A 13,198-nucleotide genomic window follows, 5' to 3' on the forward strand; every position below is an offset into this window, starting at 1 on the left:
CGGAAAAAAAGTGCACAATAGGCGTTAGCTAAAAAGAGCATGAAAGGGCGTTAGTATGTCTGAACGAGGACTGTTGATTGTATTGTCGGGACCTTCCGGAGTTGGAAAAGGAACGGTCAGAAAAGCCATTTTTGAAAGAGACGATAATGAGTTTCAATATTCTGTCTCAATGACCACTCGCAAAAAGCGAGCCGGAGAAGTGGAAGGCGTCGATTATTATTTCCGCAGCAAAGAAGAGTTTGAGGCGATGATCGAAGCAGGTGAAATGTTGGAGTATGCCGAGTATGTCGGGAATTATTATGGCACACCCTTAACATATGTAAATAAAACATTAGATGAGGGCAAAGATGTCTTTTTAGAAATTGAAGTCCAAGGCGCACAACAAGTAAAGGATAAAGTGCCAGATGGCGTCTTTATTTTCTTAACACCACCAGATCTTGCGGAATTAAAAGCACGAATCGTGGGTCGAGGCACTGACAGCCCCGAAGTGATTGATGAACGTATGCGTGTTGCACGCCAAGAAATTGAAATGATGGCTCTTTATGATTATGCCGTTGTGAATGATCAAGTGCCAAAAGCCGTTGATCGAATCAAAGATATTATCGTCAGCGAACATTACCGAGTTGACCGAGTTATTGGTAAATATATTAAAATGTTAAAGGAGATATAAGCTTATGATGTTAAAACCTTCAATCGATACATTGCTAGACCACGTAAATTCAAAATATTCATTAGTTATCTTAGCGAGCAAACGTGCCCACGAATTAGATGCTGGTGCACAACCAACTTTAGATTCATTTGAATCAGTAAAAAGTGTTGGTCAAGCGTTAGAAGAAATCGATTCAGGAACCGTGATCAGTGATCCGCATCCTGAAATCAAACGTGAACGTTTGAAAATGGAAGAAGAAGAACGCAGTATGCAACGTGAACGTGATCAACGTGATCTAGAAGCGCGTATCCGTAGCGAAAAAAACTAAGCGTGTTACAAAAGCGCTGATTAAGTGTAAGTGGGATTGTACCAATACTTTTGGCACAGTCCCTTCTTTTTTGTGGAAAAAAACTAGAAACATAGTACCAAAGGTAAAAGTTTTATTTACATAGGTCATTCATTAGCCCTTGGTGAACAAAATTTAGTACAATAAATGAGGAATGGAGGCGGTAAGAATGAAATTAGCACAAGTGATCGTAGATGTTCCCGCGATGCAAACGGATCAACCATTCAGTTATTTGATCCCGCCTCGATTGACCATAGACGTTGGAATGCGAGTAGAAGTCGGCTTTGGTTCTCGGCATGTCCAAGGTTTTGTGATCGGATTTGAAGATGCACCTGTTCCTTTACCAACTAACTTAAAGCCGATTATCCGTGTATTAGATTTGACTCCAGTATTGAATCAAGAATTATTAGCTCTCGCCGATTATATGAAAGAGACGACGTTTGCTTTTAAAGTGACTTGTCTACAAACGATGCTGCCAAGTGTGATGAAAGCTGATTATCAAAAACGGCTGTATCCTTTAGTTGATGAACCAGAAATAAATGAAAAATATTTTGGAACAGCAGAATCGATTACTTGGGAAGAAGCAGAAGCTCAAGGTTGGTTAAAAGAGTTAGCACAATTGCGCGAGCAAGGAATCATCGAACTGCGTTATGAAGTGCATACAAAAAATAAAATTAAAACAGAACGATATATCAAACGAACATTTTTATCAGAGCAAGTAACAGAATTAAAAGCGGCGTTGCGAAAAAATTCACCTAAACAAGAACAATTGCTCGATTATTTAGCTGCATTAGCGGATGAGCAACTAGTTGCTGTCAAACAAATGAAAGCCGAAGACTTTACATTGGCTAATTTGAATCAAGCAGAAAAAAAAGGGTGGCTGACTTTTTTAGCACTTGAAAAATACCGTGATCCTTATGCGGAACGAGAGATTGAACACACGACTGCTTTACAGTTGAATGACGAACAGCAAACCGCTTATGAAGCAATCAGTAAAGCTAGTGCTGACAATGAGCATAGAGTATTCTTGTTGGAAGGTGTAACCGGTAGCGGAAAAACAGAAGTTTATTTGCAAGTGATCCAAGATGTCTTAGCCAAGCAACAGACAGCGATGATGCTAGTACCAGAAATTTCTTTGACTCCTCAAATGGCAACCCGTTTCAAGGCACGCTTTGGCAGTGAGGTCGCGGTTTTACATAGTGGTTTGTCTCAAGGAGAAAAGTATGATGAATGGCGTAAATTGGAACGCGGCGAAGCTCATGTAGTGGTTGGTGCCCGTTCGGCTATTTTTGCTCCTTTAGAAAATCTAGGTGTGATCATTATCGATGAAGAACACGAGACGAGTTACAAGCAAGATGAATCGCCGCGTTACCATGCGAGAGATCTAGCTATTTGGCGTGGCAAGTATCATAATTGTCCAGTCGTATTAGGTAGTGCGACTCCGTCATTAGAATCACGAGCCCGCGGACAAAAGGGCGTTTATCAGCTGATGAAACTAACACGGCGCGCCAATCGTAATGCAACATTGCCGACTGTTGAAATTGTCGATATGCGTGAAGAGATGCAACGCCGTTTAAATTCATCTTTTTCAGAAAGTCTCGAAGAAAAAATACGTGATCGATTAACAAAAGGTGAACAAAGTGTCTTATTATTGAATCGTCGCGGGTACTCATCATTTGTGATGTGTCGTGATTGTGGCTTTGTTTTGCCATGCCCGAACTGTGATATTTCTTTGACATTACATATGGATACAAAAACGATGCGTTGTCATTATTGCGGCCACGAAGAAGGAATCCCACATCGCTGCCCAAATTGCGGGAAAGATAAGATTCGTTATTTTGGGACGGGGACAGAAAAAGTTCAAGAAGAATTGGCGCAATTGATTCCAGAAGCTCGCGTCTTACGGATGGATGTCGATACTACCAGACGTAAAGGTGCTCATGAAAAAATATTGACGGCTTTTGGTGAGCGTGAAGCAGATATTCTATTAGGAACGCAAATGATTGCAAAAGGCTTAGACTTTGAAAATGTGACGCTAGTCGGTGTGCTAAATGCCGACACAGCTCTGAATCTGCCTGATTTTCGTTCGAGTGAGCGAACGTTTCAATTGTTGACCCAAGTCAGTGGTCGAGCAGGCCGAGGGGATAAAGCAGGCGAAGTAGTGATCCAAACATTCAACCCAGAACATTACACAATTAAATTAGCGCAACATCACGATTATGAAAATTTCTTCCAAAAAGAAATGCGGATTCGTCATCAAACAGATTATCCGCCGTACTATTACACGGTCAAAGTCACTATTTCTCATCAAGAAGAAATGCGTGCGGCCCAAAAAGCATTTCAATTGGCCGAACAAATACGGAGTCAATTAAGCGCGCAAAGCATTCTGTTAGGACCAACACCAGGTGCCATCTTACGTGTCAAAAATCGTTATTATTATCAATTAATCATTAAATATAAACATGAACCTCACTTACCAAAGACATTAGAAGATATTTTACAAGTCAGTCAGAAAGATCAGCGTCAAGGACTGTTGATTGCAATCGATAATGAACCCATGTATTTTATCTAAAAAATAATTCAAAGAAAGAAGGAACGTCATGCGTTATCCTATTATTCTCCACCCAGACGAACGTTTGAACAAAGTGACTGAACCCATCGAATATGTGACTGACGAGATCGTTACTTTATTAGATGATATGTATGAAACAATGATTGCTCATGATGGCATCGGGATTGCTGCCCCTCAGATTGGCAAAAATCTTAGAATCGCTGTAATTGAAGTAGAGGAGAATGATCGATTCGATTTGATCAACCCAGAAATCATTGAGCGTAAGGGGACCAGTATCGATGTGGAAGGCTGCCTTTCAATCCCGGAAACTTATGGAACCGTAAAACGAGCAGATGAAGTGACTGTTCGTTATTACGATCGCGAAGGTTCAGAAATGGAAGTTACCGCATATGGCTATTTAGCCCGAGCATTTCAACATGAAATTGATCACTTGGATGGCAAATTATTTATCGATCAAATAATCGAAAAAATTGCCCCTGAAGATTTAGAACGTTATATGGAGGAACATATCGATGACTAAAATTGTATTTATGGGAACACCAGCCTTTTCAGTTCCGATTCTAGAAAGTTTGATTGAAGCAGATTATGAGATCGTAGCCGTGGTGACTCAACCAGACCGTCCAGTTGGTCGAAAAAAAATCATCACCCCAACTCCCGTCAAAGAGGCAGCAGTCAAACACGATTTATTAGTTTTACAACCAGAAAAAATCAGCGGATCACCGGAAATGGAAAAAATCAAAGAATTAGCGCCCGATTTATTGATTACCGCCGCTTTTGGCCAATTTTTACCAGAAAAATTATTGCAAGTTCCTAAATTAGGAGCCATCAATGTTCATGCTTCATTATTACCTAAATATCGTGGCGGTGCGCCTGTTCATTATTCCATTATGGCAGGTGATGCAGAGACTGGTGTGACAATTATGGAAATGATCAAAAAAATGGATGCGGGCGGCATCTTCAGTCAGCAAAAAATCGCGATTACGAAACAAGACGATGTCGGTACAATGTTTGAAAAATTAAGTCTTGTAGGGCGTGACTTATTACTTGAGACGTTACCTAAAATCATTTCAGGTGAATTAAAGCCCGTTCCACAAAATGAAGCAGAAGTTACTTTTTCACCGAATATCAGCCGTGAACAAGAAGCGATTGATTGGAATAAAACTGCTGAAGCTGTGGATAACCAAGTACGTGGAATGCATCCTTGGCCAGTTGCTTTTACAACGTTTGAGGGAGCACGCTGGAAAATTTATCATGTGACACCATTAGATGAACAAACAACTGAATTACCTGGGACGATTATTGCTCGGACTAAAAAGGCCTTACACATCGCATGTGGTCAAGGGACTGTTTTAGCTATCGATGAATTACAACCTGCTGGTAAAGCAAAGCAAACCGTCCAAGCATTTTTAAATGGCAGTGGACAAGCAATTACAGAAGGACAGCAGGTGAAATAAAATGGCAAAGATCCCTAAAAAATTATTGCACTCCGTCCGTTTTACGGCATTAGAAGCCATTGAACGGATCAATCGTGGTGGGGCATACTCTAATTTGTTATTGAATGAGTTGATCCAGAAGAATAAAGTCGACGGTAAAGATACTGCATTATTGACGGAACTTGTTTATGGTACGATCAGTCGTCAGTTACTGTTGGCCTATGACATCGAACCATTCATTAAAAATGCTAAAAAAGTTGATCCTTGGGTCAAAAGTTTATTGCAACTATCAGTCTATCAAATGCTTTACTTAGACCGTGTTCCTGACCATGCGATCATCAATGAAGCCGTCGAAATTGCAAAAGCTAAAGGAAATCCAGGTACAGGGAAATTTGTTAATGGTGTACTTCGATCGATTCAACGAAAAGGGGTTCCATCAGTAGAACTAATTAAAGATCCGATTGAACGCTTGGCGACAGAAATCAGTCTGCCTGTTTTTCTAACCGAAAAATTTGTAGCAGAAATCGGTGAAGCAGAAACACGCAAATTAGGTTTGTCACTACTTGAGCCTAGTCGCGTAAGTGCGCGAGTAGATGTTCGTTTCTTAACACGTGATGAAGCCATCGAAGCCTTAGCAGAAGATGGAATCGAGGCACGTAAAAGTGAACTTTCTCCGTATGGTATCGTAGCAGATCGAGGATTTTTAGCCGGTAGTGAATTATTTCAAAATGGTTGGTTAACAATCCAAGATGAAAGTTCAATGTTAGTGGCTCAAGCGTTGCAGATCGAACCTGGGCAAAAAGTATTAGATGCTTGTGCGGCTCCAGGCGGGAAAACGACACATATCGCAGCGTTATTACAAGACAGTGGTTCGGTCACTGCGTTAGATATCCATGAACATAAATTGAAACTCGTTCAAGAAAATGCAGAGCGTTTACGCGTAGAAGATCGAATCGTAACCAAAGAATTAGATGCGCGAAAAGCTACAGAGACATTTGAAGCAGAGAGTTTTGATCGGATTTTAGTGGATGCTCCTTGTTCAGGTCTAGGATTGATGCGTCGCAAACCAGACATCAAATATCAAAAACGAGCAGAAGACTTTATACAATTACCAAAAATTCAATTGGATATTTTAAATAGTTGTGTCCCGACTTTGAAAACAGGTGGGATTATGGTATATAGTACTTGTACTATTGCACCAGAAGAGAACCAACAAGTAATTGAAAAATTCTTAAATGAACAAGCTGATTTTGAAAAAATTGATTTACCATTAGATTCAAAAGTGCAGCAAGCTATTCAAGATCAGATGCTGGTCTTATATCCAGAAAGGTTTATGACCGATGGCTTCTTTATTTGTGCAATGCGAAAAAATTAGATAAACGAGGTGGACGAAAAGATGGAGATTCAATTTCAATCAGACATCGGCAAACGGCGTAATATGAACCAAGATTATGCGAATGTTTTTACAAACCAATCAGGAATGTATCTAGCAATTCTTGCTGATGGGATGGGTGGACATTTAGCTGGTGATGTTGCTAGTAAGATGGCAGTGGATGGTTTAGGTGCTGCCTGGTCAACCTCAAGTCTCTCACAGCCTGATAAAGCTGCGGAATGGTTTGTACAAGAGATCCAACAGGTGAATGAAGCTATTTATCGAGAAGGTACGACACATCTTGAGATGCAAGGAATGGGAACGACCATCGTAGGTGCCGCTTTGTTAAATGAGACGTTCGTTTTGGCACATGTGGGTGATAGTCGTGCGTATTTAATCCACGAAGGCCAACTACGTCAATTGACGGAGGATCATTCATTAGTCAATGAATTGTTGAAAACAGGTGAGATTACAGCAGAAATGGCTGCGGTCCATCCACAAAAAAATGTTTTGACTCGTTCTGTAGGAATCGCTGGCACGATCAAGACAGATATTTCTGAACACGAATGTCAATCAAATGACTATTTATTATTATGTTCGGATGGATTGACTAATATGGTCAGTGAAGAAGTGATTTTAGCGATAGTAACTAGCGATCAAAGTTTAGAAGATAAAACGAAACAGTTGATCAATGTAGCAAACGAGGCTGGAGGAGCAGATAATATTACGGTCTTATTGATCCATTTTGAAGGGGAGGCTCGTCCATGATCGAAATAGGCAAATTGGTCAATGGACGTTATAAAGTGATCGCCAGTATCGGTAGCGGCGGCATGGCAAACGTCTTCTTGGCTCACGATCTGATTTTGGATCGTGATGTTGCCATCAAAATATTACGATTTAATTTTCAGAATGATAAAACAGCCATTCGCCGGTTTCAGCGTGAGGCCTTAGCCGCAACTGAACTAGTTCATCCTAATATTGTCGGTGTCTATGACGTGGATGAAGAGAGTGGCATGCAATATCTAGTAATGGAATATGTGAAGGGAATGGATTTGAAACGCTATATCCAAAGCCAAGCACATATTCCGTATGAAAAAATTGTAGATATCATGGAACAAATTTTATCTGCTGTTAATTTGGCGCATGCACATGGAATCATCCATCGTGACCTGAAGCCACAAAATATTTTGATGGATGAAGCAGGAATAGTTAAGATTGCCGATTTTGGAATTGCGATTGCTTTATCAGAAACATCGCTGACTCAAACAAATTCGATGTTAGGTTCGGTGCATTATTTATCCCCGGAACAGGCACGAGGAAGTATGGCGACCAAACAATCAGATATTTATGCTCTAGGGATCATTCTATATGAGATGATCACGGGCAATGTCCCATTTGATGGAGAATCGGCAGTCACGATCGCATTGAAACATTTTCAAGATGAAATCCCATCCGTTAAAGGATTTGATCCAGCGGTTCCGCAGGCTTTAGAAAATGTAGTTATGCACGCAACAGCTAAAGATCCAGCTGATCGATATAAGACAGCTGATGAGATGGCAGCAGATCTTAGTACGGCTTTAACTGCAATTCGCGCAACTGAATTACCTTGGCATCCCTCTGCAATGTTAGACGAGACTAAAGTGCTGATACCTATTCAACCAACTGAGCCGGTAATTGAAGCCTCGGAAGAAGAATCGCTGAAATCAAAAGAACTGAAGTCAGAAGAACCAATAAATACAAAGCCAAAAAAGAAAAAAAGAAAAAAAAGATGGCTGTTTATTTTTCTAGTATTATTAGCAATGATTGTCGGAGCGGTAGCTTATTTTATGACGGGTTCGGCAGAAGTATCGGTCCCCCAAGTGGATAACATGACTGAAACAGCTGCACGTAGCGCGTTGAAAGCAGCCGGTTTGACAGCAGAGAGTACAGCAGATGAAGTTCCTAGCGATACGATTGAAAAAGGTCATATAGTAAAGACAAATCCAGCAGCTGGAACGATGATCAAAAAGAATCGCAAAGTTCGCTTGTATATTAGTTCGGGGACTGAAAAGGTTTCTTTAAAAGATTATCAAGGAGAATCGATTGATGATGCACAAGAAGATTTACAAAAAATCGGTTTTTTACTAAAAAATATCCAAATCAAAAAAGTAAATAGTGATACTGTTCCTGAAGATCAAATCATTAGCCAAGATCCAGAAAAGGATGCAAAGATCGATCCGAAAAAAGATACGATCACTTTTGAAGTTTCTGCAGGCCCTGAAACCATCAAAATCGAAGACTATTCTGGGATGACCTATGAAGATGCCAGAGATAGCCTTTTGCAAATAGGAATTGTAGATAGCCAAATTAATCGAGTAGATACATCAGACGAAACGGTTCCAGCAGGAGAAGTTATTAGTCAAAACCCGGTTGGCGGGACAGAATTGACGACACAGTCAACAATCACCTTAAAGGTTAGCACGGGTAGCAGCTATGTAAAACTAGATGACCTTTCTGGTCAAGATAAAGCAGCTGCCGAAACGACTCTGACCAATCTTGGTTTGAAATACAACGAACAAGAAGAATATTCTGATGATGTGGCCGAAGGAAAAGTTATTCGCACGGATCCTAGTGCGAGCACTTCTTCAGTAAAAATCGGCGATACGGTAACGATGTATGTATCTAAAGGTCCAGAATCAAAAGAAACGACTTTCAATGTCACGATTTCCGCAAGTTTTACTGGTTCTGAAGATACGCAAGATACGATCACAGTCGCTGTGAAAGATGCTAAAAAACAAAGCCTGACGCAAGTATTGAACTTCAAGCTAGATAAGAATACCTCTTCCACAAAACAAACGGTTTCTATTACAACGAAAGACAATCAAAGTGCCACGATTGAAGTTCAACGTAATGGGGATGAAGTAGTAACAAAAGAAGTCCAAAATGCCGAGACAATTACTGTTCCATAAAAGAAACCTTTCCTGATTTTTTAGGAAAGGTTTTTTAGGTCATTTGTACTGAAAAGCATTTTGAAGTATGCTACAATAGAATAGATATTAAAGGAGATGAGCCTGATCGAAGGACAAATTCGTAAAGCCCTAAGTGGTTTCTACTATGTGGCAAGTGAAGGAGAGATCCATCAGACCCGAGCACGTGGAAATTTTCGCAAAAAAAAATTGACTCCTTTAGTTGGAGACGACGTTGTATTTAGTAGTGAAGAAAATAGTGAAGGATATATTCTAGAATTATTGCCACGAAAAAATGAATTGGTACGACCACCTGTGGCCAATGTCGATCAAGGGGTGATCGTGACTAGTTTGATCGAACCCAATTTTTCGTATAATTTATTGGATCGCTTTTTAGTGACTTTAGAAAACAAAAATATCCAACCAATCATCTATCTATCCAAGACCGATTTAGTCTTAGATCAAGCATTAGTAGCAGAGATACGGGCAGTTTATGAACCATTAGGCTATCCAGTGATCGATGGTGAACAAGATAAACAGAAATTGACTGATTTATTTGCGGATAAGTTAACAGTATTTATGGGCCAGTCTGGTGCAGGAAAATCAACGTTATTAAACGAAGTCTCTCCAGGTTTAAATTTAGTGACGGGAGAAATTTCAGATGCATTAGGACGCGGACGACATACGACCCGACATGTAGAATTACTGGAGCTGTTTGGTGGTTTAGTAGCTGATACACCAGGTTTTAGCTCGATTGATTTTCTTGAAATATCAGCAGACGAACTACCTAAAGAATTTCCTGAATTTCGTGCAGCCGCACCAGCATGTCGATTTAGAGAATGCCGTCATGTGAAAGAACCCGGTTGTGAGGTGAAACAGCAAGTTGAGACCGGTGAAATTGCTAAAAAACGCTATGATAATTATTTACAGTTTTTGCAAGAAATCGAGAACAAACGCCCAATCTATAAGAAAAATAAGTGATTATGAATTAGTTTATAATGTTATTTGGATATAAAGAGATAAATCTATTAAAAAGGAGTAAAAATAATGAAAATAGCCCCATCGATTTTGAGTGCGGATTTTGCACGTTTAGGTGAAGAAGTAAAAATGGTTGAAGATGCAGGTGTTGATTACATCCATATCGATGTGATGGATGGGAATTTTGTGCCAAATATTTCTTTCGGTCAAGTGGTAGTAAGTGCGTTGCGTCCAGTGACAAAATTACCATTAGATGTTCATTTGATGATTGCTGATCCAGAAAATTATATCAATGATTTTGTGAAAGCGGGAGCGGATATCATTATGGCTCATGTGGAAGCAACGCCTCATATCCATCGAGTGGTCCAAATGATCAAAGCTGCTGGCGTAAAACCAGGGGTTGTTTTGAATCCAGGAACTCCAGTGGAAGCCATCAAATATGTTTTAGCTGATGTTGATCAAGTGTTAGTCATGACGGTAAATCCAGGATTTGGTGGACAATCATTTATCGAAAGCACAGTGGAAAAAATTGCTGAGTTAGATCAACTACGTAAAGAACAGGGATATCATTATGAAATCGAAGTTGATGGTGGCATCCAACCTGAGACTGCGAAGAAATGTGCAGAAGCAGGAGCAGATGTATTTGTAGCGGGTTCTTATATTTATGGCGCAGATAAACCAGAAGAACAAATTGCAGCTTTGCGGGCGGCACTAAATTAATGAATGTCTTACTTGTGGCAGGCGGTGACTCGAGTCATTGGCCTGCTTTTTCAAATACGTATGATAAAATTATTGGGATCGATCGGGGGAATCTGTTTCTTTTGCGTCAAGGAATCATTCCAGATTTAGCGATTGGTGACTTTGATTCATTAAATACGCTGGAAAAAAAAGAAGTATTCAGTCAAGTGCCAGAGATTTTATCTGCTCCAGCTGAAAAAGATGACACTGATACGCAACTAGCTTTGGTTACTACATTTGAACGTTTTCCAGCGGCAGATGTCACGATCATTGGTGCAACCGGTGGACGACTGGACCATTTACTTGCCAATATTTGGTTAGGAGTGGAACCGCGTTTTTCACCATTTTTATCGCAGATCAGATTGGAAGACCAAGGAAATAGCGTTCGCTATTTAGCGCCGGGGCATCATGCAATTGAAAAAGAAACAGACATGAAATATTTGGCGTTTTGTTGTTTGACGCCAATAAAAAAATTAACATTGAAAAATGTCAAATATGAATTGGTTGAAACAGATTTTTTACAGCCGACAAGTTTAGCAAGTAATGAATTTTTAATGGGAAAAGCCAACATTTCTTTTTCTGAAGGGGTCATTGCAGTCATCCAAAGTCGGGATATTTAAGAGAGACTGATACGAAAGTATTTTATATTTTCGTATCAGTCTCTGCTTTATTTTTAGAGATTCTAAAATTCTCTAAAATCACGGCTCTATGCTTTTTAATCCGTTCAATTAGTGGTAAAATTTGTGATATATTATAGCGTTCAGAGGTGCTTAAGTGAGAAAGTTTAATCCAAATAAAAACATTATCATTATCTTAATTGTTGTTATCATTGTTGTAGCAACAGTCTCCATCACTGCAGCAAATCGTGCAAAAGACAGTGATACCAATCTTGTTCAATCGGCGGTCAATGATTCGATTGGAGTTGTTGATAAAGTAATTACAGCACCGGGACGTTGGCTTAGTAATGGGGTAGAATCAATCTCCGATTTAATCAATACGTATGATGAAAATCAAAAGTTAAAAGCTGAAGTCGATCAATATGATGAGACTAAACAAAAAACAAAGAACCAAGCAAAGGAAATTGAGAAGTTAAAAGCGCAACTTGAATTGAACCAAACGCTGACTAGTTATGATAAAGTGACGGCAAATGTGATTACACGTTCACCAGATACCTGGCAAGATATGCTGATTGTTGATAAAGGTAGTAGTGATGGAATTGAGGGGAATATGGCTGTCATGTCTCAAAAAGGCTTAATCGGCCGAGTCATGGAAGTAAATGCTCATTCATCTAAGATTCAATTATTGACATCAGATACTAAGACTAGCAACCATTTCCCAATCAAGATTACTTCGGCTAGTGGGAATTCTTTTGGTGTCTTAAATAAATATGACACGAAAGCTCAGCAGTTGATTGCTTCAGAAATTACCGGCAGCCAAGATATCAAAGAAGGCGACGTCGTTCAAACGTCAGGCTTAGGTGGGAATTCGCCGGCTGATTTAGCAATCGGAACGGTCGTAAAAGTAAAACCAGACAGTTATGGATTAAATCGGGAGGTTTATATTAAGCCGTATGCACAAATGTATGATATTTCAGTTGTGACGATTATCCAAAGAATGGCAGGGTCTACAGAATGATCAGACGAACAACTTTAAAACGTATAACGCCTGTCCTGCTGCTGATCTTATTGTTATTAGACGCTCATGTAACAAAATTTATGATGGCAATCACCAATAATGCGTATGTAGCAAATGCACATCTCGCTTTATTAGTTCTATTGATTATCACTCGAGTCATCAATGAGCGCTTTATGTTGGGTACTGCTTTAGTGATCGGGATTTTATACGACTTATATTACATCGGAGTGATCGGTATTTATGCGGTAATTTTCCCAGTACTTGTTTTATTGTTTTATCTTTTTCAAAAAGTGATTCAACAAAATGTGTTGACGCTATTTTTTACATTAGTAATTAGTGTGACAATTTTTGAATTAGCTAGTCTATTGTTGCAATCAGTCTTTGGGTTAACGAGTATCAGTAGTGACTTTTTTGTCCCTCGTTATCTAGGTCCGACACTACTTTTTAATATCATAATGTTTGTAATTTTAATCTTTCCATTAGAGAAAATTTTAATTGGACCAATCGAATAAAAGGCTTTATATTATGAG

The 13,198-nt window shown here is 39.5% G+C and carries 13 protein-coding genes; all 13 read left to right on the forward strand.

Features of this window, described 5'->3' with window-relative positions:
* Window positions 1-55: 55 nt before the first annotated feature.
* The 13 genes from gmk to mreD all read left to right on the forward strand — a co-directional run bounded on the left by gmk (window position 56) and on the right by mreD (window position 13,180).
* Entirely contained in the window at window positions 56-670 is a 615-nt protein-coding gene (gene gmk, locus RV04_RS08615) for a guanylate kinase (RefSeq protein ID WP_071858050.1), read from the forward strand.
* Window positions 671-674: 4 nt separating this feature from the next.
* The gene (rpoZ, locus tag RV04_RS08620; RefSeq protein WP_071858051.1) at window positions 675-977 is read left to right on the forward strand and encodes a DNA-directed RNA polymerase subunit omega; all 303 of its coding nucleotides are present in this window, start codon (window positions 675-677) and stop codon (window positions 975-977) included.
* A 187-nt stretch (window positions 978-1,164) separates the two neighbouring features.
* Entirely contained in the window at window positions 1,165-3,567 is a 2,403-nt protein-coding gene (priA, locus tag RV04_RS08625; RefSeq protein WP_071858052.1) for a primosomal protein N', read from the forward strand.
* Between the two features lie 28 nt (window positions 3,568-3,595).
* Entirely contained in the window at window positions 3,596-4,087 is a 492-nt protein-coding gene (gene def, locus RV04_RS08630; protein WP_071858053.1) for a peptide deformylase, read from the forward strand.
* Window positions 4,080-5,021 (forward strand): methionyl-tRNA formyltransferase, encoded by a 942-nt coding sequence (gene fmt, locus RV04_RS08635; protein ID WP_071858054.1) that lies wholly within the window; start codon window positions 4,080-4,082, stop codon window positions 5,019-5,021. The genes def and fmt overlap by 8 nt, the downstream gene beginning before the upstream one ends.
* A gap of 1 nt (window position 5,022) precedes the next feature.
* Window positions 5,023-6,375: a 16S rRNA (cytosine(967)-C(5))-methyltransferase RsmB gene (rsmB, locus tag RV04_RS08640; RefSeq protein WP_071858055.1), complete on the forward strand. Its 1,353-nt coding sequence runs from the start codon at window positions 5,023-5,025 to the stop codon at window positions 6,373-6,375.
* Window positions 6,376-6,396: 21 nt separating this feature from the next.
* Window positions 6,397-7,140, forward strand: coding sequence for a Stp1/IreP family PP2C-type Ser/Thr phosphatase (locus tag RV04_RS08645; RefSeq protein ID WP_071858056.1), 744 nt, complete (start codon window positions 6,397-6,399; stop codon window positions 7,138-7,140).
* On the forward strand, window positions 7,137-9,320 hold the full coding sequence (gene pknB / locus RV04_RS08650) for a Stk1 family PASTA domain-containing Ser/Thr kinase (RefSeq protein ID WP_071858057.1): 2,184 nt from the start codon (window positions 7,137-7,139) through the stop codon (window positions 9,318-9,320). Before RV04_RS08645 ends, pknB begins: the two co-directional genes overlap by 4 nt.
* A gap of 96 nt (window positions 9,321-9,416) precedes the next feature.
* Entirely contained in the window at window positions 9,417-10,298 is an 882-nt protein-coding gene (gene rsgA, locus RV04_RS08655; RefSeq protein ID WP_071858058.1) for a ribosome small subunit-dependent GTPase A, read from the forward strand.
* A gap of 66 nt (window positions 10,299-10,364) precedes the next feature.
* Window positions 10,365-11,015 carry a ribulose-phosphate 3-epimerase gene (gene rpe / locus RV04_RS08660; RefSeq protein ID WP_071858059.1) on the forward strand — a complete coding sequence of 217 codons (651 nt, stop codon included), beginning with the start codon at window positions 10,365-10,367 and terminating at the stop codon, window positions 11,013-11,015.
* Window positions 11,015-11,653, forward strand: coding sequence for a thiamine diphosphokinase (locus tag RV04_RS08665; RefSeq protein WP_071858060.1), 639 nt, complete (start codon window positions 11,015-11,017; stop codon window positions 11,651-11,653). The genes rpe and RV04_RS08665 overlap by 1 nt, the downstream gene beginning before the upstream one ends.
* 154 nt (window positions 11,654-11,807) lie before the next feature.
* Window positions 11,808-12,668, forward strand: a complete 861-nt coding sequence (gene mreC, locus RV04_RS08670) for a rod shape-determining protein MreC (protein WP_071858061.1) — start codon at window positions 11,808-11,810, stop codon at window positions 12,666-12,668.
* Window positions 12,665-13,180, forward strand: coding sequence for a rod shape-determining protein MreD (gene mreD, locus RV04_RS08675; RefSeq protein ID WP_071858062.1), 516 nt, complete (start codon window positions 12,665-12,667; stop codon window positions 13,178-13,180). The genes mreC and mreD overlap by 4 nt, the downstream gene beginning before the upstream one ends.
* Window positions 13,181-13,198 lie beyond the last annotated feature (18 nt).

This window comes from Enterococcus hermanniensis (assembly GCF_001885945.1).
GTDB lineage: Bacteria > Bacillota > Bacilli > Lactobacillales > Enterococcaceae > Enterococcus_A > Enterococcus_A hermanniensis.